Here is a 21,553-nt window from a genome sequence, read left to right on the forward strand (position 1 = left end):
ACTAACATTAATGACTATAAAGGGGCAATAATGAGTACTTCACTTCGAAAATACCAAGGAATATTACCGCAATTAGCCAACTCAGCTTATGTAGATAAGTCTGCAGTCCTAATCGGAGATATAACTATAGACGAAGATGCCAGTATATGGCCACTCGTTGCAGCCCGTGGTGATGTAAATAAAATCGTCATTGGGGCACGTACTAATGTGCAAGATGGCTGCGTATTACACGTTACTCGTAAAAGCCCAGCAAACCCAAATGGTATTCCCCTTATTATAGGTGATGACGTTACCGTCGGTCATAAAGCACTATTACACGCATGCACTATTGGTGATCGCGTGCTAATCGGTATGGGAGCGATAGTACTTGATGGGGCTATTATTGAAGATGATGTCATGATCGGCGCTGGTACGTTAGTTCCACCGAGAAAAAAATTGGCAAGTGGTTACCTTTATATAGGCAGCCCAGCAAAACAAGCAAGAAAATTAACAGATGATGAGATCGCGTTCTTAAAGCTATCAGCCGATAACTATGTGCTGCTTAAAAATGAGTATATAGCAGATAGCCAGTAATGAAGTACTGCATACCCTCTAGCCGAGTCTAGGGGGTAACAACATTATATTTATTTAATGGTTTTTCTTAATGCCTCAAGTACAGGTGACATCGACGGTATTACGCCACGCCAAACTTTAAAACTTTCAGCAGCCTGACCAACCAACATACCCAGTCCATCGATAACTAATTCCGCCCCCTGTTCGGCAGCCCATAAATTGAATGCTGTGGCATCCGCTTTATACATCATGTCATAACAGATCGTGTTTTTATTCACTAATGCTGGTGAAATGGCAGGAACCAAACCAGACAAACTGGCTGACGTAGAGTTAATAATAAGATCAAAATTGTCTGTTAATGCGCCAAAACTACATGCTGTAATATTACCTTTATCATTAAACAATGTCGCCAACTGCTGCGCTTTGGCATCCGTACGATTAGCTATCACCAGTTCTTGCACGCCTTGTTCTAATAACGGACCAATTACACCGCGCGCAGCACCACCCGCACCTAACAATAAGATCCGCTTATTCGTGAGAGTCGTATATTGCAACAAGTCATGCACCAGACCAAATCCATCAGTATTATCACCAATAACACGGCCATCATCAGTAAGCACCAGCGTATTAACCGCACCAGCAAGTTGAGCTCGCGGTGTTAATTGCTGAGCAAATGTAAATGCTTCTTCTTTAAAAGGGACGGTAATATTACAACCCTTCCCCCCCTGAGAAAAAAATTCATTCATAGCAGTGGTAAAACCATTGATTGGTGCTTCGATTGCTTGATAACTAAGATCCTGTGCAGTTTGCTGAGCAAATAAGCCGTGGATCATAGGTGATTTACTGTGATTTATTGGATTACCAAATACGGCATAACGATCCATACTGCACAACTCCTGTAATGAGATAGATAAAGGAAAGGACCTAGTAAACTATGATCGGACTATTATCGTCAATAGAAATGATCAGCGAACAACAATGACTAACGGTATATTTTCCCGGTAAGTGCATCCGTGATAGTGGTCGGTTGCGCAAGTTCACCCACCGCTTCATCAACAATCGCGCCAAGGAGTAACTCTAATTGACTCGCCACTTCCGCGGCAGTAATACACGGCGTAAGTCCGGTTAAATTCGCACTGGTTGAGGTTATTGGCCCGCCAAAAGCGAGGCATAATGCTTGTACTGTCGGATGCGCAGAAACACGAACCGCGATACTATCGAATTGTCCGGTTAACCATTTTGGTACTTGCGCTTTAGCAGGCATGACCCAAGTTGCAGGTCCAGGCCAGGTTTGCTTAATCTTGTCGATTTGCGTTGCAGATAATCGGGTTAAATCAACATAATCATTTAACTGCGCTAAATTAGCGGCAATTAAGATCAAGCCTTTTTCAACAGGACGTTGTTTAATGGTTAATAAGCGTTGAACCGCTAACTCATTCATCGGATCGCAACCCAAGCCAAAAACAGCTTCTGTTGGATAAGCAATAACTTGCTGGGTATGTAACGCTGCCACCGCGTTGTTAATAGCTGCTGAATTATTCACAGTAATATATCTATTATTAATAGTCATAAACAAAAATGGTAGCTCACGCTACCATTTCCGACTCTATAACGACAGTTATAAGACGAGTTTATTACCAATTACAATTACAGTTCTTTTAATTTAGCTTGTAACGCTTCGTCTTTAGCAATAATGATTGCTGCATTTGCTTGGCGCTCAGCTTTAACTTTAGCTGCCATTTCTGGATTACCAATTGCTAACATTTGCGCAGCAAGGTAACCGGCATTTTTAGCACCCGCACTCCCGATTGCAACGGAAGCAACAGGTACACCACCAGGCATTTGCACTGTTGATAATAAAGCGTCCATACCTTGTAACGGGCCCGCGTCGATTGGCACACCAATAACAGGATGAGTAGTTATACCCGCAACCGCGCCAGCTAAATGTGCAGCTAGGCCAGCAGCACAGATAAATACAGCACAACCACGGCTCTCTGCATCTGTCACATACTGATGTGTCGCCGCAGGCGTTCTATGCGCAGAAGTTACTTTTACTTCGTACTGAATATCAAATGATTTAAGTACCTTTAGTGTACCCTGCATAACCGGCAAATCTGAATCTGAGCCCATTAATACTGCAACAAATGGTGTAGACATAATTATTCCCTTTCCGTATGAGTTATTTTTAATCGTTAAAATTAATTGATAGTGTTAATCACTATTCTAATAAAGCACGCTTATAGCCACAACGTTTCTGTGGACAGATAAGTTGTTTTCCATTACTGGTTTTCTTTTCCACTAATATGGCCCAGTGACACTCGGGACATATTTCTGAAACTGGTTTGAAATTAATAATGTATTTACACTTAGGGTATTTATTACAAGAATAAAATATCTTTCCGAAACGTGATTTTTTTTGCAGTAAATCACCCGATTCACACTGTGGACAAGATATGCCGGTCTCATCTGGCGTTTCTGTTTTCGACATATAAGTGCAAGTGGGGAATTGGGTACAACCAATAAAGAAGCCATAACGGCCACGTTTCAATACGAGTTCATGTTGACACTCTGGGCATTCTGAACCAACCAGCACTTTGTCATCTTCGAAATGTGATTGATTTGATAGCGGGCGTGAATACTCACAAGTAGGATAATTATTACAACCTAAAAAAGGCCCTGATTTGGCATTTTTAATACTTAACTCAGCACCGCATTGCGGGCACGTCTCGTACTCTTTTTCCAAGGCATGTTCATGAACTGTAAATAGTTTGTCATTATGTTTAGACATTTGAACAATTTTAAGTAAATAATTGATGGGCGGATATTAACAAAACTGACATATTATGCCAGTAATTAATACAAATTCAATCGCACAGCCACGCTAATACCAACTTTTAGTGCAGGTGAACATGGGTTTTAGCCTGTACTAACTCTTCCATCTGCGAATATGCTTTTTCACCGTTTGGCACATTAAATAACACCATTAAAATAACCCATTTAATGTCATCAAGGTCCAAATTGGTATTCTCAAGTTCAATTAAACGTGCGATGGCCATTTCTCTGGTTTCAATATTTAGCACATTAATATGTTCTAAAAATAAGAGAAAACCACGGCATTCGGTGTTGATGTAGAATTGCTCAGCCTCAGTATAAATTCGTATCGAATTCATACTGGAGACTGGCAGGTGAGTTTGAACGCCGCCATTGCGTAACTCGACTAAATTTTCAATCCATGTAATGGCTTTATGTATTTCAGTTTCAACAAAACCAGCCTGAATTAACTCATTGAGTAAGTCATCTCGATCAACTAAGAACTCAGATTCATTTTGTTCATAAAAGTTTTCGAAAAGATAAATAAGTATATCTAACATTAGCCCCTCCGTTGCGATCTCACATAACCACCAGGTACAGCATTCACCCAATTATCAAGTTCTAGTTCCATTAAACTCGTTAATACTTGGCTAACAGGTTGTTGACTGCGCTCAGCAATTAGATCTGCTGTCGTTACTTCATAACCGACATTATCTAAGATAGTTTGGTTTGGCAATGAAACAGTTTCGAGATCAGAGTTGAACAGGTCTGTTTGCTCAAAATTCGTACGTACATTTATATATGTGAGTTCATCGGTAATATCACTTGTTTGGGTGATGAGTTTTGCACCTTGCTGGATTAGATAATGACAGCCAGCAGCCGCCGGATTATCAATTGCCCCAGGCAGAGCAAATACTTCACGGCCTTGTTCAAGGGCATAACGTGCAGAAATCAATGAACCACTATTTAATGCGGCTTCAACGACGACAACCCCCAAAGAGAGACCACTGACGATGCGATTGCGACGGGGAAAGTGCTCTGGTCTGGCTTGGGTAAAAGGACTAAACTCAGACACTAATGCACCTTTTTCTCGGATCTGTTGCGCTAATTTTAGATGCCGCTTAGGATAAACATTGGCTAAACCTGTGCCTAATACCGCAATCGTCTCGCCCTTAGCTGCTAATACACTACGATGACACTCACTATCGACACCGATCGCGAGTCCACTGGTGATAACTAATCCCTGTTGGACTAATTCTGCAGCAAAGCTGTGCGCATGACGCTTGCCATAATAGCTCGGGGCACGAGTACCAACCATGGCGATTTGCGGTTTCGATAATAACTCAACATTGCCTTCGACGTATAAAAGTAACGGTGGTGCAGCAATGTTTTTCAAGGTGATGGGATAATCGCTGGCTGTAATAGGAATAAGGTAACGATTATCTTCTGCGGCAAGCCACTGTAGGTTTCGATCAATACTCTGCCAGTCCGGATTGAGCACGGCTTGTTGCTGTGCGGTATCTAAACCAAGAGAGTGTAGATACCGCGTTGAACCAGAAAACAATTTAGTTAATGATGTTTTTTGCAATAATTTTAGCGCCCGACTGCCACCAATTTTCGGGACGTCATATAACGCTAACCAATATTTATCATGCTCATTAACCATAATTACACTTACACCCTAGTTATCATAAGTTACTTACCTTATCGTTAAGCTTAATCACTTGTGAGCTATGTGTGATGAGCGCAAGGCTAACTTTATCGTAAACTTTGAACACCATCATCTCTCCGACTCGTTCATCTGGGAGCTGTAGCTCATTTTTGCCAGAAAATAGTTTATCGTATTGATTAATTTGATCACCATAATCAAAATCTAGATCTTGTTCATGACGAATAATGGTTTTACCTCGTTTGAATACGGCAAACACATCACCGGCACCCACGTTGTCACGCCAACCACGATTTATGATCACCACATCATTTTTACCAATCGCACTGTATTTTTCATCTGCCGCGACAATCAAACCATCGCTCGCCAGCTGGAAATTACGCGGTTGAAAGTAAACAGGCAAACGGTCTTGCTCAGGCATTGGCAATAATCGATCACCTTTGCGTGCTTCTTTGGTGCTTTTCAAAATCGATAATTTGGCCGGAATGGTTTCCGTGCCGGTATTCACCACACGGGCAATCGCAATAAACTCGACTTCGTTACCCAGATTTTCATTCGTCACAGGATCAATATAAGTACGACCGCGACGATAAATACCGTATTGACCCGGTTTTAACGAGCTTGATGCAAAAATACTGTGGCCAACAATAAAGGTGGTATTGCCGTCATTATTACCTAAGATCACTGGAGCCCATTTTAATTTATCATCGCCAGCAACATAGTCACGACTTAAAAAAGAATTGATTAATTTTAATGGTATCGTCGGAATAGCACGACTGCCTTTTAATTCAGGTCGCGCTTTAGGAGAAACTTTTAAGATACGCTTACGTATATGATTACGGACTAAACGCGGTTGACCATCAACAAAGATTAATTGTAGTTTATCGCCGGGGTAGATAAGATGCGGATCATCTAACGCAGGATTAGCATCCCATAGCTGTGGCCATAACCACGGACTTTGCAAATATTTGCTCGAAATATCCCAAAGCGTATCACCTTCTTTGACGATGTATTCAGTAGGGTATTGGTTTTTTAAGTTTAAGCTATCAGCATGCGCTAAAAAGGGTAAAATAGCAGCTAAAGCAAAGATCAAACGACGTTTTATGGACATATCCTTTCCTAATTGTTGTTTGAACGCTTATATTTATAGTGATTATTGTAACGTTTTACGTCAAAATTAAGCGTTATTTGAATCCATTCAAAATAAGAAAGTACCATGGCTATATTAGAAGTTTTACATTTTCCTGATGATCGATTAAAAAAAATTGCTCAACCTGTGCAGGAAATCACACCAGCGACACAAATCATTATCGATGACATGCTCGAAACCATGTATGCCGAAGAAGGTATTGGTTTAGCCGCTGTACAAGTCAATATTTTACAACGTATTGTCGTTATCGATGTGTCAGGAACACGCGGTGAGCCTCTAATCCTTATCAATCCAGTGCTCACCAACAAATGCGGTGAAACAGGTATTGAAGAAGGCTGCCTATCGGTACCAGAATCACGCGCTTTTGTGCCACGCGCAGAAAGCGTGACAGTAACAGCATTAGACCGTGATGGTAATGAGTTTACACTAGAAGCCCATGATTTATTAGCCATTTGTTTACAGCACGAAGTGGACCATCTAAATGGTAAACTCTTTATTGACTATTTATCACCGCTAAAACAGCAAAGAATTCGGAAAAAGCTAGAAAAGTTAGCACGTCAAAACAAATAAGAATACAAAGTAGGAATTAACCTTGAGCAAACCATTACGCATTATTTTTGCCGGCACCCCTGATTTTGCCGCAAAACATCTATCTGCATTAATCAATTCAGAGCATGAAGTGATCGCTGTATATAGCCAACCAGATCGCCCCGCAGGTCGTGGCAAAAAACTAAAACCAAGTGATGTAAAACAACTTGCTGTTAGCCATGACATTCCCGTTTTCCAGCCGATTAGTTTACGTAACGAAGAAGCACAGCAAGCATTATCGGCATTAAATGCTGACCTGATGGTTGTGGTTGCCTACGGGTTGATCCTGCCACAAATCGTACTTGATACACCGCGCTTAGGTTGTATTAATGTACACGGTTCATTATTGCCAAGATGGCGTGGTGCAGCACCAATCCAACGTGCAATTTGGGCTGGCGATGCAGAAACAGGCGTCACTATTATGCAAATGGATTTAGGTCTAGATACGGGAGCCATGTTACACAAAGTAACATGCCCGATTGCTGATGATGAAACCAGTGCTAGTTTATATGACAAACTAGCAGCACTCGGTCCACAAGGTCTGCTAGAAACATTAGCACACATCAGTAACAACACCGCTGTTGCTGAAGTGCAAGATGACGAACTATCAAACTATGCATCAAAGCTAAGTAAAGAAGAAGCCAATATAGATTGGACTCAATCTGCTGTAGAGATTGAGCGTCAAGTACGTGCCTTTAACCCTTGGCCAGTAAGCTATACACAAATTGCTGAACAGAATGTTAAAATTTGGCAAACAAGTGTCAGTGAAGCAACCACGGAAGCACAGCCAGGCACTGTAATAGCGGCAACAAAACACGGCATCCAAGTGGCGACGGGTAATGGCGTGTTAACGTTATTAAACATGCAACTGGCTGGTAAGAAAGCCATGCCTGTTCAAGACATATTAAACGCTCGTAAAGAGTGGTTTACTGTTGGTCAATTACTTAATTCTATTTAACTACTTATAACCGTTCAATAATATTGGGCGGTTTTACCTCGGATACATATACATGAAAACCAGAGCTAGCGCTGCAAAAGTACTTTACCAAGTTGTTGATAAAGGTCAGTCATTGACGACAGCCTTACCAATTGCTCAGCAATTATTACCAGCCAAGGATCGTGCTTTACTACAGGAGATCTGTTACGGCGTACTGCGCTGGCTACCACGTCTTGAATTTATGAGCCGCCAATTAATGAGTAAACCATTAATCGGTAAACAAAGACCTGTGCATTTCTTAATCCTGGTTGGTTTATATCAATTAAAATACATGCGTATCCCTGCACATGCAGCTGTAGCCGAAACAGTAAACGCAATTAAGGTATTAAAATCACCAAAGTTGAGTGGTTTAGTCAATGCTATTTTACGTAATTACCAACGTCAACAAGACGACCTAGAAACACTAGCAGACGGAAACGATGCCTGTAAATTTGGTCATCCTGGTTGGTTAATTAAACGCATCAAAGCCGCTTACCCAAAACAATGGCAAGATGTATTAATGGCCAACAACGAACGACCACCAATGTGGATCCGTGTTAACCAACAACATCATAATCAAGCTGACTATCAAGCATTATTAGCCGCTGACGAGATCGTGGCTGAAATAGTAGATAGTGCCGATTCAGCACTGCGATTAGCCAAGCCAACCGACGTATATAAACTCGCTGGTTTTGCAGAAGGGCATAGTTCCGTACAAGATGGCGCAGCACAATTTGCCGCGCAATTCTTAGATGCGCAACCAGGTGAACTCGTACTTGATGCTTGTGCGGCACCAGGTGGTAAAACCGCCCACATTTTAGAACGCCAACCAGCACTAAAACACCTTGTTGCCGTTGATTTCGATGCGACGCGTTTGAGCCGTGTACAAGAAAATTTAACCCGTATGCAATTAGACGCTGAGCTTATCCACGGCGATGCCAGCAAGCCTGAAGATTGGTGGCAAGGTGATAAATTCGACCGTATTTTGTTAGATGCACCTTGTAGTGCAACCGGTGTGATTCGTCGTCACCCTGATATTAAATGGTTACGTCGCGACAGTGATATTGCCCCATTAGTACAACTGCAAGCAGAAATCTTAGATGCGATGTGGCTGCAGCTAAAACCAGGTGGCACCTTGCTATACGCAACCTGCTCTATTTTACCGGCAGAAAACAGTGAACAAATTAGTTCGTTTGTGGCTCGAACTCCGGATGCCGTATTAGTGCCACTGAATGCAGACAGTAATGATCAAGCATTTAGCTGGCAGATCCTGCCTAATACCCAAGGTATGGATGGCTTCTTCTACGCGAAGTTACAAAAGAAAGCATAACCAAATAGTATCTATAGCCAACTGATGAATTAGTATCATTTGGCTATAAACTATTGGCGTTATTCAACTTTAGCTTAGATAAGCGTAGTATAGTATTATCAAAACAGATCACGACAATTTTATTTGATGCGAGGTTAAATGAAAATTATCATTATCGGTGCAGGCCAGGTCGGCGGCACACTGGCTGAAAATTTAGTAGGTGAGAATAATGACATTACTATTATCGACCGCGATGGCGACAGCCTAAGAAACTTACAAGATAAATTTGACCTGCGCGTTGTTGAAGGCCACGGTGCCAATCCAGACGTACTACGAGAAGCCGGTGCCCAAGATGCGGATATGTTGGTGGCAGTGACCAACAATGATGAAACCAATATGATCGCTTGTCAGATCGCTTACACCATGTTCAATACCCCGAATAAAATCGCTCGGATCAGAAATGAATACTATCTCAATAACAAAGAAACCCTGTTTAATAATGGCGCTATTGCAGTCGATCATTTGATCGCACCCGAGCAGCTAGTGACCGACTATATTAAACGCCTCATCGATTATCCGGGGGCATTACAGGTCGTTCACTTTGCCAATAACAAAGTGGGGCTCGTGGCAGTCAAAGCCTATTATGGTGGTCCACTGGTTGGTAATGCACTGGCTGCATTACGCGAACACATGCCCAATGTGGAAGCCCGCGTAGCAGCAATTTTCCGTCAAGGCAAACCTATCCGCCCTCTCGGTACTACCATTATTGAAGCCGATGATGAAGTTTTCTTTGTCTCGGCCAGTAATAATATCCGCGCAGTGATGAGTGAATTGCAAAAACTGGAAAAACCGTATCGCCGTATTATTATTGCCGGTGGTGGTAATATTGGCGCGGCATTAGCGGGGCGTTTAGAACGTGATTACTCAGTGAAATTGATTGAGCGTAATATCAACCGAGCCGAAAAACTGTCAGAAATGCTCAATAATACCATCGTATTCTGCGGTGATGCCTCCGATCAAGAACTGCTCAGTGAAGAACACATAGATCAAACAGACGTATTTATCGCCGTCACCAATGATGATGAAGCCAATATCATGTCTGCCATGTTAGCCAAACGCATGGGCGCGAAAAAAGCCATGGTACTGATCCAACGCAGTGCTTATGTAGATCTGGTGCAGGGCGGTACTATCGATATAGCCATTTCACCGCAACAGGCCACTATCTCAGCGCTATTAACGCATGTACGTCGTGCTGACATTGCCAATGTTTACTCATTACGCCGCGGTGCCGCAGAGGCGATTGAAGCGATTGCCCATGGTGATAAGTTAACATCACGGGTGGTCGGTCGGACTATTGGCAGTCTGAAACTGCCTCAAGGTACCACGATTGGCGCCATCGTCCGTAATGATGAAGTATTAATTGCCCACGATAAAACGGTGATCGAACAAGATGATCACGTAGTGATGTTCCTGGTTGATAAAAAGTTTATTCCGGATGTAGAAAAACTTTTCCAACCCAGTCCATTTTTCTTATAAACACACATAGAAACTTGTTTCATGGTTAATTTTAAACCCGTACTGTTCATGGCGAGTGTGGTGCTACGCGCCCTCGCCTTGTTTATGATCGCGCCATTGGTATTAGCGATATATACCGATGGTCATGGCGTATCCGAATTCTTCAAATCCATCATTATAACCACCATTGCATCGGGTTTATTTTGGCATAAAGGTCGTTCCAAAATATTCAAACTCGGTATCCGCGAGATGTTTTTACTGACCACTTGCGTATGGATAATTGCGTCTGCCTTTGCCGCATTACCACTGATGTTGATCCAACATATTAGCTATACCGATGCCTATTTCGAAACCATGTCTGGTATCACCACCACAGGTTCCACCGTATTATCCAACTTAGATAGCACCGCGCATAGCGTATTGTTATGGCGTTCAATTCTACAGTGGTTGGGCGGTATTGGCTTTGTGGTGATGGGCGTGGCCGTATTACCTTACTTAAACGTCGGTGGTATGCGTTTATTCCAAACTGAGTCATCGGATTGGTCTGATAAGAACACCACTAAAACCCAGCATACTGCAGCCTACGTGATGTATGTTTATTTAAGCTTAACAGTATTATGTTATTTTGGTTACTTAGCCGCAGGTATGAGCAGTTTCGAGGCGGTTAATCATGCCATGACTACCTTATCAACGGGAGGATATTCAACCTCAGATCAATCCATGGCGCACTTCTCCAATAGCGCACAATGGAATGGCACCTTCTTTATGTTTTTAGGGGGATTGCCCTTTTTACTTTTGATCAATGCCTTACATCGGCGTGATATAACCATGTTGTTCAAGGATGCGCAAATCATCGGTTTTGCTAAACTCGTGCTCACTATGACCGTCATGATGTCGCTGTATTTATGGCACAAAGATGTGTTTAGCTTTACCGATGCCATCCGTATCAGCATGTTCAATATTGTCTCCGTAGTGACGACGACAGGGTTTGGCTTAACCGATTACGGCACTTGGGGTGAATTTACCACGGTATTATTTGCTGCGTTGATGTTTACCGGTGCTTGTTCGGGTTCGACATCGGGTGGCATTAAAATTTTCCGTTTTCAAATCGCATTGACCTTATTCCGTAAACAAATGTCCCAATTAGTCCATCCATCAGGGGTATTTAGACAGCACTACAATGGGCGAAATGTGAATGATGTTATTGTGCGATCTGTGGTGGCTTTTGGCAGTGCGTTTATCGCGACAATCGCGATACTGGCGGCGATATTAAGTATGATCGGATTAGATCCCATCACCAGTATTACCGGCGCAATAACGGCGGTTGCTAATGTTGGGCCTGGACTCGGCCCAGTCATAGGGCCATCTGGTAACTTTGCTAGCCTACCAGATACAGCAAAATGGGCACTCAGTTTGGGCATGCTCATGGGGCGCTTAGAGATCATGACAGTATTAGTACTTGTCACGCCGGCATTTTGGAAAGGTTAGCCTTAAACGAATAGGTTATTCCAATAAATTAACGCTGCTTTTTTCGATTAACTCGGCAGGTAATGGTTTTTTAACTTCAACCCCCAGTTCAACAAACTGCTGGGCTTGTTTAATTAAATTACCTTTGCCTGTTGCTAGCCGCTTCATGGCCGAGTCATAACTGTCTTGGGCTTTATCTAACGCCACGCCCATATCTTGCATATCATGACTAAACAAGCGTAATTTCTCATAGATCTTACCCGCACGCTCGGCAATGAGCTGGGCATTTTGATTCTGACGTTCATAACGCCACAAATTATCTATGGTACGCAGGGCGATTAATAAATTCGTCGGGCTAACTAACATAATGTTATTGTCTAACGCGAACTTCATTAAACTTGGGTCAGCTTGTAACGCGGCTAAAAAGGCCGGTTCCACAGCAACAAACATCAACACATAATCTAACGTTTTTAATCCTTGTAACAAATGATAGTCTTTGCGACCAAGCTCGCGAATATGACTGCGTACCGATGTCACATGCTCTTGTAATGCTTGTTTACGTGTTACCTCATCCTCAGCATTAAAATAACGCTCGTAAGCCGTTAATGACACCTTAGAATCAACCACTACATCTTTGTCTTGCGGTAAATGCACGATCACATCTGGCTGAAAACGTCTACCGTGTTCATTGTTCAAACTCACTTGTACATCGTACTCATGACCTTCACGTAACCCCGACTCTGACAAGATCCTAGCGAGAATAACCTCGCCCCAATTACCTTGTTGCTTGTTATCACCTTTTAGCGCTTTGGTCAGGTTAGCGGTTTCACTCGACATCAATTGATACACTTGCTGTAGTCTTGCAACTTCAGATTGTAAACTGTGGCGCTCTTTGGCTTCATTAGAATACACATCTTGAATTTGTTGCTTAAACCCCTCTAGTTGGGTTTTTAATGGCGACAAGAGTAATTCCACACTAGACTTATTTAGTTCTTTGAAATTATCGGTTTTACTATCAAAAATCTTATTCGCTAAATTTTCAAATTGCTGTTGCAGACGTTGTTCTGATTGTGCTTGCAGCGCCAATTTTTCTTCACTGGCTTGGCGTTCTATTTGTAAACGAATATCACTTTCACGCAATCGCGACATGACTTTGATCAGCTGATTGTTTTGCGACTCTAATTTTAATTTATTGCCATCATGTGCTTGCTGCAACTGCTCGTGACTATAATTGACGTTATCTAATTGCTGTTCTAACAGCTCAACTTCATGATTTAAAGTTTGTACCGACAATGTAGCTTGTTGGCTCTTACGGATCGCAATTAGCGCGCCGACAGTGGCAACACATGCCGCGGCAATGTAGGGTAATACGGGAAACAAAGAATCAATACTCATAAAATAAATTAACTACGAAAAAAAGAGCTACGTGATAATGCGCGGTCGATATATAACCACGCCGCAAGACAACCAAGATACAGGAAAAATATGAGCCACTTATGAAAATTAACACCACTGTCAATGTGCGAAAATGGCACGTCGGCTATAACGCTGTATAGCCAGATTATGAGTGGAAAAAATAAGAAAACTAACAGTCTCCAGATGATTTTTAACGTCGGACGGTGTACGGTTATCGCTTTCATCAACATGCTCCTTAACCAGAGCGCTTAACAATGGCGTTTAAATGTCAGCGTTAATTATGCTGAAAATAGATAACGATGTTAGCCTAACCTGCTCAAGATTAAAACTAATCCACTAAGGATAATCACAATCAGAGCACAATTCCGAGAAAATAATACGGATTAATTAGCTATCCCCCTTGAAACGAGACAAAATACCCCAACTTGTAATTTTCAGTTATTTTTTGCCACAATAGGGTTAACGCCCCTATGTTATGGACAATTAAAATGTCTATTATGCTAATTAATTATAATCCGAATACGAAATAGGTAATATATATGAGCGATTTTATGAATGAAGGCCAAGTTGCCTATTTCAAAGAGAAACTAGAAACAGAACAACAAGAGATCTTAGCCCGCATCGAGCACCAATCAACAGACGTGGTGGTCTCAGACAGTAATGAAATGGCCGATGAAATTGATCGCGCGGCAATGGAAGAAGCACACAGGCTTGAACTAAACCGTATCGGACACGATAAATTGCACATCAAGAAAATTGTCAAAGCGCTACGTCGTATCGAAAGCGGGGATTATGGTTATTGTGATAGCTGTGGCGATGAAATATCGATTAAACGCTTACAGGCTCGTTCTGAGTCGCGTTTATGCTTAGAATGTCAGTCCACTAAAGAATTTACTGACCACAGCTTATACCGCCGCTAATCCTAAGCACAATCGAATAACCAGCTCTGGTTGTTATCCATAAAACGATAAAAGATGGAAGGTAATAACAAACCTATGTTATTGCTTTCCTCATTTGTCGATCCGTATTAATCTATCATCTCTCACACAAACCGCCATTAGGAATGCATCGATGTTAAAGCCATTGTCAGCCAATTTTAAAAAACTCAGTTTATTGTCATTACTTGTCAGCAGTGTTGCGTTAAGCGGTTGTAGCGATGATGCATCAGGTAAGATCAGCCTCGGCTTATTTACCACTAAAGACATTAATATCAACAGCTTCGTTGATCCGGCTATACCCGGGGTTACTTGTCATGTCAGTCATATTGAAGCGGACCTAGACTTTTCCGACCCATCAGATATGGGCATTGCCTGTCGTCAAACGGGTGATATTACCGCCGCGATGTTAGCAACAATTGATACTTCAAAAAGTGGTGAGGTGATTTTCAAGAAATCGAAGAGTATCTTGTTTAAATCACTCAAAATCCGTCGTATTTATGATGCCGACAGCCAAAGCTTATTGTATGTATCGTACTCGACAAAAGAAATAAACGGCAGCTATAAACACTCATTATCAACAGTGCCATTATGGGCAACAAAAGCCTGGCAGGCACCAATAACACCAGCATCACAGGTTAATTAAACCAATAAAGCCACTGTCACCAGTGGCTTTATTATCATGTTTGCAAAACCTGCTTAAATTAAAATGCCGCAATAACACCCATGCCAATCACTTCAGAGAATAATAATAATACAGTGGTTAATGAGACTATGTTAGGGCTGTATTCTTGCTTGGTATAAAGCGGAATAGTCCACACCGCTAATGCTAACAATAAAATAACGGCACGATAAATAACAAATTCTTGGATCATCATCATATTGCTTGAGTCAGCATGCATACTAGCGACAACGAGCAAGCCTACCATCAGCAATACACTGCTAGCGATACCAACCACAGGTAAAATCACATTAAATGCCTGTAAGCGATGTTTAGCGCGTAATAAGATGACATGCGCAAATACCGCACCCAACAGTACGGCTTCTAATAGTAATAATGCTTGCTGCTGTTGCCACAACACTAATAATCCCGTAATCACCGCAAGTGCAATGGGTAACCGCAACCAAGTACTTGGAATAGCCCGCTTACCTTGCAAACGCGATTGAATTAAGTTTTGCATGATACCTATAAATACCGCCATACCACCAATAACCAGAGTTAATGTGGTCGCATAAACTTCAACGCCAATCATCAGACCTAGCGCCAGCACAGCCCAGACTGAGATCATATTTTCGGTAATGCGTTTACGCTGGCCAGGACATACTTCACCTTTGGTTAATACCAGCGCTAAAAAACAAGCCGCCGCAATCGGCATCATTACGATGATAGGATAAATTTGTTGGTAAAAACTGATTTCAGTCACGCGACAACCCGTTAGTCAATTAATGAGGTGCAAGATTATATCAGTGTCGTCGGAAGGTGATAATCAATAATTACTTAAAATTGAAAATTGCATTGAAAGTGACTAAGAGAATCGAAATATATGATAAAAAAAAGCCCATTACCGAAGAATGGGCTTTACCTGCTTACTTTAGACTTTGTTACCATGTTCTTGCTCTGAAATTAATGGTTCAATACCTAATATACGAGAGAGTAAATCTACCTCGTTAAGATCATCATCATCCGCTAATTGCACACTGAGTAATAATGATTCAAATTTACTTTGTTGTAATACTGCCGAGATCCCCGTCATGCCACCCGCTGTTTTTAGCAGTGATGATATAACTGTATTCGCCCCTAATTTTCCTTGCTCAACATCGAGTTTCCCATCCATAACTCCTCCTACTAACTCCCTAATTGCCCCTAATTTCTATCCCTTAGAAATATAGTGAATGGTTATAAAACCACATCCACCTACGCAGGGAAATAGCCAAATAGAGAGTTTGAGAGGTAAAACGGATAAATGACCAAGTGTCATATCGTAACAGACTATAAACGTGAGTTTGGCTTAGATAAAATATATTATATTCATTCTTTAGTATTATACTGTTGCTAATCATCACTATAACCACAATGACAGGGAGTCACAGTGTGAATGTAGAACATCTATTCTCCAAGCTAAAGCAAGCGCCAGTTATACCGCAATTACTGCAAGAAATGATGACCAGCTTTAATCAAAGCAATATTGGTCTCGATAGCATCGCCAGCAAAATTGCCATGGATCCGGTGATCACCGCAAAAGTATTAAAAATGGCAAACTCAGCCGCTTATTCTCGCGGTCAAGATGTTGAATCAATTGCACAGGCAGCGGTAAAACTTGGGTTAAATAAACTCCGTTCACTCGTCATCGCCAGTAGCCTTACCAATAATTTTCACCATGACAATGATTTTGATATTCGTGATTTTTGGCGTAACTCTTTTCAAGTAGCGCAAATTGCTAAAGCAATCGCCAGTCAAACATCACTTGATCCGGAAGTGGTATTTACGTGTAGTTTGATGCATAACATCGGCGAACTACTGATCCAAAGCGCATTACCAGAAGAAGCGAGTCTCGTGGCGCTGAGTCAAGCCCAAGGACAGAGTCGCATTGAAGCCCAACATGCGGTGCTCAATTTTGACTTTACGGATGTGGGACTTGAGCTTGCAAAACAATGGAACTTTACCGATACCTTTGCCAATGCTATCCAACAGCAACTCGATCCGCTGTCATTTCGACAAATTTCTGATGAGGCAGTGCTTATTCGACTTGCCGTATTTGTCAACTTTGCAACCAATGCCGGAGTGCCCGTGGTTATGATCGTCGAACGTTTTCCGCAAGCCTTAGCCCAGCATCTCAATATTAACCCACAGGTATTAACCACGCAGCTACAAGATATGCAGCAGCAAGGGAACGAATTAGCAACACTGCTGATGCAGGAAGTGGCATAAAACCCAGAAACGAAAAAAGCCTGCTCAATGAGCAGGCTTTTCCAGATTCCAATTACTTGGAAATATAAGTGGTCGGTGATAGAGGATTCGAACCTCTGACCCCCTGGTCCCAAACCAGGTGCGCTACCAAGCTGCGCTAATCACCGAACATGGTGCGGAAGGAGAGACTTGAACTCTCACACTTTGCAATACTAGAACCTAAATCTAGCGCGTCTACCAATTCCGCCACTTCCGCACAATTTTTCAACTTACTAGCAGGTAACTCTAGCAAGGGTGATAACTCCATTCTAAAAGAATATCGTCGTTATCGAATATGGGGCGACTGACGGGATTTGAACCCGCGACAACCGGAATCACAATCCGGGGCTCTACCAACTGAGCTACAACCGCCATAGTGGTCGGTGATAGAGGATTCGAACCTCTGACCCCCTGGTCCCAAACCAGGTGCGCTACCAAGCTGCGCTAATCACCGAACATACTTATTAGAATGAATCATTCTTAACAAGTGTGCGCATTATAGATATTGTGTATAAGTCTGCAAGTCTTTTTAACTAAAAAACACATTTTTTGTCGCTTTCAATTAAATCGGAATAAAAACAAACAGCGTCAGTGCAAAAAACAATCAAGAAAATAATTCACTGACTGAACTGTATTTACCTATATGTACTCGTTCCGATAGCAATGATCAGCTGTAGGATTGATTGACGTTAGATATATTCGCAATTAAGTCTGCAGCAGTCTCTGATCAATATCAATTATTAACTCTTCGTCTATATATAACGCGGTCGTTACCTCGGAAGAAACCAAAAGTGGCTACGGCAAAAGGATCATCGTACCCAATCTCACTATCCCAATCATATTCCAACCAATCATAAGCATCATATATCACATTTATATCGCCTTTAACGTTTGCCGCTTGCAATTGAATTTCCCGCGTTTCACCTGCAATGAACTTTCCGTCACCTCCTAGAGCAATGGTAGGTGCACTGTCGTCAAGTATAATTTTCTCGTCATCATAACTGACGCAATTATTATCTGAGGAAACTATAAAATCATTGCCATCAAAATGTTCAACTTGCATCGGCTGCGTTAAATTTGACGTTTCAGGGCCAAAACTATTTTTCAATACTAAGCGACCAAATCGAATTTCTACAGTGTTATTAAAATCGGCATTACCATAAAATTCAGGGGACTCAAAATAATCAATGCCTAAATTAGATGCTTTGAACGTGACGTCATCAGAGTCTTTAAACACATCAAAAGGTAGCTCAAACTCCGCTTGAAAAGGAGCAATTTCACTGCTCGTACCCCGGGTATAAACAAAGTGATCTTTTTCTGATAATTGGTATGTTAAAACCCCTCCACCTAAATCGACCATTTCACCTAACTCAGCCCCCCCCGTTAAATTTAGTCCATTACTGTGAATAGTTTTAGGTGCTAGGAAGCTAATTTCATTCCCGTTCGAACCTAAAGACATCAACTTAGCAAAGTCACTAGTATAATTTATAGTGACTTGGCTAGCGCTATTGTATGCCGTTATCGTTAACTTTGGAGGGGTAAAATAGCGAATGCTACCTTGTGTATTGCCCCCTATATCGGTTGATTGTCCTGAGTAAGCCCAATCAACCCTCCGGCATTCACTAAAAGCATTATTATGATTTACAGTTAGGCTTCCTTCATCACCTAGAGTGCTCCCTGACGTTGCTTTAATTGTTTGCTTAAAATGATCAGGAATAAAGCGGCCAACATAAGGAATAGTTCCAGTAATTGGACCGGCACCGATATAAGAGGATGAGCTCAAATTAGCAGTTAGATTAATAATGCCCACTTCGGACCAAGACAAATTAGTCGTGTTCCCTTTACCTGAAGTAAAGTCAGCAATTATATTGCCAGATAAACTACCAGATGCACCACCCAAAGGTTCTATCAATTGATGAGCTAAAACGACCGTTTCAGCAACACTTTCTTGGCCGAAGTTTGGTGTCGCATTATTGCCACTTAAATCACTACCATCATCAGGAATACCGTCATTATCTAAGTCGTCCCTAGCCTGCCACTGCACAGCGGTTACACTAGTAGTAAACTCCTCACCTGCTTTTTTATATTTTGCATCTGCGGCAGACTCAGCCTTAGGATTGTCAGTCGCATCAATATAAAAACCCAAAGGCCGAACCACAAAACTATTACTACCACCTTGCATATAATCAACAGGAGAAGAGCCATCCACAGAAATTTTATATCTAGCATGTAACTGCACTTTACCAGCATCCAGATAAGTTAAATAAAACGTTGCCGCATTATTATTTTTATCACCAAAATCTAGTTCAACAGAAGTATAGGTATTAGGTTCTGCTGCATCTAGAGTGCTTATACTGGTGCTATTGATCATAACGGTTTTACTTTTACAAATAGCGGGATCAATACATTTTGCTACTAATTCAATAGGTTTATCATCAATTAAGGCAGCTTCACATGCTCCACTTACAGGATTCGTTTTTATTGCTTGTAAAGATAAAGTCGAAGAGTTATAGCCTACATTCGATGGTTTTCCAGATAACTGCGCTGGAATACCATTCGAGTTTATGCTATTTGTAAACTGAAATCCTGTATCAGCAAAGTCCAAGTTACAACTAGCAACGCTGCCATCAAAACATACTGTTGGTAATGACGTTCCTAATAGCGATAACAAGGTACTATCCTTAATCGTATATGGAATGTAGGCCTTACCAGTACCAGGGTCTGTAGAGGAGACAGGGACAGTTACAGAACGAGATCCTGTAGCTTTAACATCGAGTAGCACTAAAGTATCATTACTTAACACACAAGTAGCACCGTCGGTATTGGTACAAGCACTAATCGTAACTTCTTCAGCTTCACAGGTTAAACCTTGCCCATCGTGACTAATTTCATAATGATGAATGACAGGAGTAGGGTCTGAGCATGTGCTGCCGAATACCTGTACTTCACCTAACTGCATGCTGTTAGCACTACTTTTATTTTTGACTGAGGGGAAATACAGTAAATAAGAAGTGTATGAAGAGGTATTTGTAAACGAAATAGTTTGAGAGTTTAAGTCGTCAAGTGCACTATTCCCATTGCTATTACGCGATACTGGTAAAGTAAGGTTTCCTTCGGATAAGAGATAAAAATCTGAAAGATAATGTTTAGAGCCACTAATACTTTTGTTTGTACCATATAGTTCATAACTAGCAGGATCACGCGATCCAAAATCGTTTGCAGTCCAAAACTTAATGGCATCCACAATTGAACAACCAATGTTAGGCGTAATGATAGCACCGGTATTATGCTCACCAAAATTAAGATATTTCTGCCCTACATCATCAATTAAATGTTCAGGGCCTTCATTGTTCGGCCACTGATTATTTCCATTACCGACAGTACCAATGTGAAAGTTCACCCCCTTTAATTGGCCACCAAGTATACCGTCTAAAGATGAGAATATTGGCGTTTTCAGTGTAGGAACAACTGTATAATCAACAATTAACAACGGAGCCTTATTACGTCGACCATCATATGATTCAGCGGTACGCTGACAACTTGAGCCTGTACAGCCCGAACCAGGCTCAACGATCAGTACAAGGTTATTTTTGGCCACCCAACCTGATCTATCCACAATCTCTTGAATAATAGTACTAATATCGGGGGTTTGATGTGTCTCGTTTTTACGGTTCCATCTTGAAGGGGCCCAACTGACAGAGGCGGCCGTTTTCGTTCTATCACTGATATTGCCATTATTGTTCTCGAATCGATCAGGACTATCGTAATCTTGTCCGAAGATCACAAGATTAGTAGTGCCGCTATCGGTTTCATCCACGGTAAATTCAATATAGGCAGAATTAATTATTGCCCCTTGTGGAATATCAACCCTTTGAAAGCGCATGCCAACGATTTGCAAGCCACTTACATAACCGTCATAACCGAATTCAAGGTCGGTACTATTCCTATACATATCACCATCACGGATCCGCTCTTCAGCATCATCATTACTGGAACTAACTCTAACCCGCTCAGTTTCGCCGAACGCAGAGGCTGAAAATATTGATAAAAACCACAGCAGAGTAACAGTCAGATAATATGAATTTCTGTTTTTAACATTCATCCGTGATAAGCCCTCATTTGTTCCAGTGTACAATTCAGATCCAGTTTTCAGTAGCTATTTTTCAGATTGTGTCCGCAATCGTAATACCAAAGCATTTCGACAACAATTGATTGTAA

At 41.6% G+C, this 21,553-nt stretch carries 20 protein-coding genes and 4 tRNA genes; 9 read left to right on the top strand and 15 right to left on the bottom strand.

Going from position 1 to position 21,553, the window contains the following annotated elements:
• Positions 1–30: 30 nt before the first annotated feature.
• Positions 31–573 carry a gamma carbonic anhydrase family protein gene (locus PE36_RS13755; RefSeq protein ID WP_043994545.1) on the top strand — a complete coding sequence of 181 codons (543 nt, stop codon included), beginning with the start codon at positions 31–33 and terminating at the stop codon, positions 571–573.
• Between the two features lie 50 nt (positions 574–623).
• On the opposite strand, the gene aroE is transcribed toward PE36_RS13755, so the two are convergent.
• The 7 genes from aroE to PE36_RS13790 all read right to left on the bottom strand — a co-directional run bounded on the left by aroE (position 624) and on the right by PE36_RS13790 (position 6,143).
• A complete protein-coding gene (aroE, locus tag PE36_RS13760) occupies positions 624–1,436 on the bottom strand; it encodes a shikimate dehydrogenase (RefSeq protein WP_006032653.1) in 813 nt (270 codons plus the stop codon).
• 98 nt (positions 1,437–1,534) lie between these two features.
• Positions 1,535–2,122 carry an L-threonylcarbamoyladenylate synthase gene (locus tag PE36_RS13765; RefSeq protein WP_006032654.1) on the bottom strand — a complete coding sequence of 196 codons (588 nt, stop codon included), beginning with the start codon at positions 2,120–2,122 and terminating at the stop codon, positions 1,535–1,537.
• A 77-nt stretch (positions 2,123–2,199) separates the two neighbouring features.
• Entirely contained in the window at positions 2,200–2,709 is a 510-nt protein-coding gene (purE, locus tag PE36_RS13770) for a 5-(carboxyamino)imidazole ribonucleotide mutase (RefSeq protein ID WP_006032655.1), read from the bottom strand.
• A gap of 61 nt (positions 2,710–2,770) precedes the next feature.
• On the bottom strand, positions 2,771–3,340 hold the full coding sequence (locus tag PE36_RS13775; protein ID WP_006032656.1) for a type I DNA topoisomerase: 570 nt from the start codon (positions 3,338–3,340) through the stop codon (positions 2,771–2,773).
• 106 nt (positions 3,341–3,446) lie between these two features.
• Positions 3,447–3,923, bottom strand: coding sequence for a DUF494 family protein (locus tag PE36_RS13780; protein ID WP_006032657.1), 477 nt, complete (start codon positions 3,921–3,923; stop codon positions 3,447–3,449).
• On the bottom strand, positions 3,923–5,029 hold the full coding sequence (gene dprA, locus PE36_RS13785) for a DNA-processing protein DprA (protein WP_006032658.1): 1,107 nt from the start codon (positions 5,027–5,029) through the stop codon (positions 3,923–3,925). The genes PE36_RS13780 and dprA overlap by 1 nt, the downstream gene beginning before the upstream one ends.
• 22 nt (positions 5,030–5,051) lie before the next feature.
• Complete coding sequence (locus tag PE36_RS13790) at positions 5,052–6,143, bottom strand: LysM peptidoglycan-binding domain-containing protein (protein WP_006032659.1); 1,092 nt, start codon at positions 6,141–6,143, stop codon at positions 5,052–5,054.
• Between the two features lie 105 nt (positions 6,144–6,248).
• Here PE36_RS13790 and def point away from each other — a divergent pair, with 105 nt between their 5' ends.
• The 5 genes from def (at position 6,249) to PE36_RS13815 (ending at position 12,058) form a co-directional block, all read left to right on the top strand.
• Entirely contained in the window at positions 6,249–6,752 is a 504-nt protein-coding gene (def, locus tag PE36_RS13795; protein ID WP_006032660.1) for a peptide deformylase, read from the top strand.
• Between the two features lie 22 nt (positions 6,753–6,774).
• On the top strand, positions 6,775–7,728 hold the full coding sequence (gene fmt, locus PE36_RS13800) for a methionyl-tRNA formyltransferase (RefSeq protein ID WP_006032661.1): 954 nt from the start codon (positions 6,775–6,777) through the stop codon (positions 7,726–7,728).
• A gap of 52 nt (positions 7,729–7,780) precedes the next feature.
• Positions 7,781–9,076, top strand: coding sequence for a 16S rRNA (cytosine(967)-C(5))-methyltransferase RsmB (gene rsmB / locus PE36_RS13805; protein ID WP_006032662.1), 1,296 nt, complete (start codon positions 7,781–7,783; stop codon positions 9,074–9,076).
• Between the two features lie 138 nt (positions 9,077–9,214).
• Positions 9,215–10,591, top strand: coding sequence for a Trk system potassium transporter TrkA (gene trkA / locus PE36_RS13810; protein ID WP_006032663.1), 1,377 nt, complete (start codon positions 9,215–9,217; stop codon positions 10,589–10,591).
• A 21-nt stretch (positions 10,592–10,612) separates the two neighbouring features.
• Complete coding sequence (locus tag PE36_RS13815; RefSeq protein WP_006032664.1) at positions 10,613–12,058, top strand: TrkH family potassium uptake protein; 1,446 nt, start codon at positions 10,613–10,615, stop codon at positions 12,056–12,058.
• A gap of 15 nt (positions 12,059–12,073) precedes the next feature.
• On the opposite strand, the gene rmuC is transcribed toward PE36_RS13815, so the two are convergent.
• Positions 12,074–13,432 carry a DNA recombination protein RmuC gene (gene rmuC / locus PE36_RS13820; protein ID WP_006032665.1) on the bottom strand — a complete coding sequence of 453 codons (1,359 nt, stop codon included), beginning with the start codon at positions 13,430–13,432 and terminating at the stop codon, positions 12,074–12,076.
• Positions 13,433–13,992: 560 nt separating this feature from the next.
• Here rmuC and PE36_RS13830 point away from each other — a divergent pair.
• Together PE36_RS13830 and PE36_RS13835 are read left to right on the top strand one after the other, a co-directional pair.
• Entirely contained in the window at positions 13,993–14,373 is a 381-nt protein-coding gene (locus PE36_RS13830) for a TraR/DksA C4-type zinc finger protein (RefSeq protein WP_006032666.1), read from the top strand.
• Between the two features lie 151 nt (positions 14,374–14,524).
• Positions 14,525–15,034, top strand: a complete 510-nt coding sequence (locus PE36_RS13835) for a CreA family protein (RefSeq protein WP_006032667.1) — start codon at positions 14,525–14,527, stop codon at positions 15,032–15,034.
• Positions 15,035–15,092: 58 nt separating this feature from the next.
• Here PE36_RS13835 and PE36_RS13840 read toward each other — a convergent pair whose 3' ends face one another.
• On the bottom strand, positions 15,093–15,812 hold the full coding sequence (locus PE36_RS13840; protein WP_006032668.1) for a hypothetical protein: 720 nt from the start codon (positions 15,810–15,812) through the stop codon (positions 15,093–15,095).
• 168 nt (positions 15,813–15,980) lie between these two features.
• On the bottom strand, positions 15,981–16,223 hold the full coding sequence (locus PE36_RS13845) for a hypothetical protein (protein WP_006032669.1): 243 nt from the start codon (positions 16,221–16,223) through the stop codon (positions 15,981–15,983).
• Positions 16,224–16,480: 257 nt separating this feature from the next.
• Here PE36_RS13845 and PE36_RS13850 point away from each other — a divergent pair, with 257 nt between their 5' ends.
• Positions 16,481–17,317 (top strand): HDOD domain-containing protein, encoded by an 837-nt coding sequence (locus PE36_RS13850; protein ID WP_198138618.1) that lies wholly within the window; start codon positions 16,481–16,483, stop codon positions 17,315–17,317.
• A gap of 69 nt (positions 17,318–17,386) precedes the next feature.
• Here PE36_RS13850 and PE36_RS13855 read toward each other — a convergent pair.
• The 5 genes from PE36_RS13855 to PE36_RS13875 all read right to left on the bottom strand — a co-directional run bounded on the left by PE36_RS13855 (position 17,387) and on the right by PE36_RS13875 (position 21,437).
• A tRNA-Pro gene (locus PE36_RS13855) sits at positions 17,387–17,463 on the bottom strand.
• Positions 17,464–17,467: 4 nt separating this feature from the next.
• Positions 17,468–17,552: transfer RNA gene (locus PE36_RS13860), tRNA-Leu, on the bottom strand.
• A gap of 79 nt (positions 17,553–17,631) precedes the next feature.
• A tRNA-His gene (locus PE36_RS13865) sits at positions 17,632–17,707 on the bottom strand.
• A 5-nt stretch (positions 17,708–17,712) separates the two neighbouring features.
• A tRNA-Pro gene (locus tag PE36_RS13870) sits at positions 17,713–17,789 on the bottom strand.
• 279 nt (positions 17,790–18,068) lie between these two features.
• Positions 18,069–21,437, bottom strand: a complete 3,369-nt coding sequence (locus PE36_RS13875; protein WP_006032671.1) for a DUF6701 domain-containing protein — start codon at positions 21,435–21,437, stop codon at positions 18,069–18,071.
• Positions 21,438–21,553: the final 116 nt, after the last annotated feature.

It is taken from the genome of Moritella sp. PE36 (assembly GCF_000170855.1).
Lineage (GTDB): Bacteria > Pseudomonadota > Gammaproteobacteria > Enterobacterales > Moritellaceae > Moritella.

What these genes read in the sequence shown, in the direction of transcription:
- PE36_RS13755 (WP_043994545.1), top strand. Translation starts at nt 31, where the DNA reads ATGAGTACTTCACTTCGAAAATACCAAGGAATATTACCGCAATTAGCC.
- aroE (WP_006032653.1), bottom strand. Translation starts at nt 1,436, where the DNA reads ATGGATCGTTATGCCGTATTTGGTAATCCAATAAATCACAGTAAATCA.
- PE36_RS13765 (WP_006032654.1), bottom strand. Translation starts at nt 2,122, where the DNA reads ATGACTATTAATAATAGATATATTACTGTGAATAATTCAGCAGCTATT.
- purE (WP_006032655.1), bottom strand. Translation starts at nt 2,709, where the DNA reads ATGTCTACACCATTTGTTGCAGTATTAATGGGCTCAGATTCAGATTTG.
- PE36_RS13775 (WP_006032656.1), bottom strand. Translation starts at nt 3,340, where the DNA reads ATGTCTAAACATAATGACAAACTATTTACAGTTCATGAACATGCCTTG.
- PE36_RS13780 (WP_006032657.1), bottom strand. Translation starts at nt 3,923, where the DNA reads ATGTTAGATATACTTATTTATCTTTTCGAAAACTTTTATGAACAAAAT.
- dprA (WP_006032658.1), bottom strand. Translation starts at nt 5,029, where the DNA reads ATGGTTAATGAGCATGATAAATATTGGTTAGCGTTATATGACGTCCCG.
- PE36_RS13790 (WP_006032659.1), bottom strand. Translation starts at nt 6,143, where the DNA reads ATGTCCATAAAACGTCGTTTGATCTTTGCTTTAGCTGCTATTTTACCC.
- def (WP_006032660.1), top strand. Translation starts at nt 6,249, where the DNA reads ATGGCTATATTAGAAGTTTTACATTTTCCTGATGATCGATTAAAAAAA.
- rsmB (WP_006032662.1), top strand. Translation starts at nt 7,781, where the DNA reads ATGAAAACCAGAGCTAGCGCTGCAAAAGTACTTTACCAAGTTGTTGAT.
- trkA (WP_006032663.1), top strand. Translation starts at nt 9,215, where the DNA reads ATGAAAATTATCATTATCGGTGCAGGCCAGGTCGGCGGCACACTGGCT.
- PE36_RS13815 (WP_006032664.1), top strand. Translation starts at nt 10,613, where the DNA reads ATGGTTAATTTTAAACCCGTACTGTTCATGGCGAGTGTGGTGCTACGC.
- rmuC (WP_006032665.1), bottom strand. Translation starts at nt 13,432, where the DNA reads ATGAGTATTGATTCTTTGTTTCCCGTATTACCCTACATTGCCGCGGCA.
- PE36_RS13830 (WP_006032666.1), top strand. Translation starts at nt 13,993, where the DNA reads ATGAGCGATTTTATGAATGAAGGCCAAGTTGCCTATTTCAAAGAGAAA.
- PE36_RS13835 (WP_006032667.1), top strand. Translation starts at nt 14,525, where the DNA reads ATGTTAAAGCCATTGTCAGCCAATTTTAAAAAACTCAGTTTATTGTCA.
- PE36_RS13845 (WP_006032669.1), bottom strand. Translation starts at nt 16,223, where the DNA reads ATGGATGGGAAACTCGATGTTGAGCAAGGAAAATTAGGGGCGAATACA.
- PE36_RS13875 (WP_006032671.1), bottom strand. Translation starts at nt 21,437, where the DNA reads ATGAATGTTAAAAACAGAAATTCATATTATCTGACTGTTACTCTGCTG.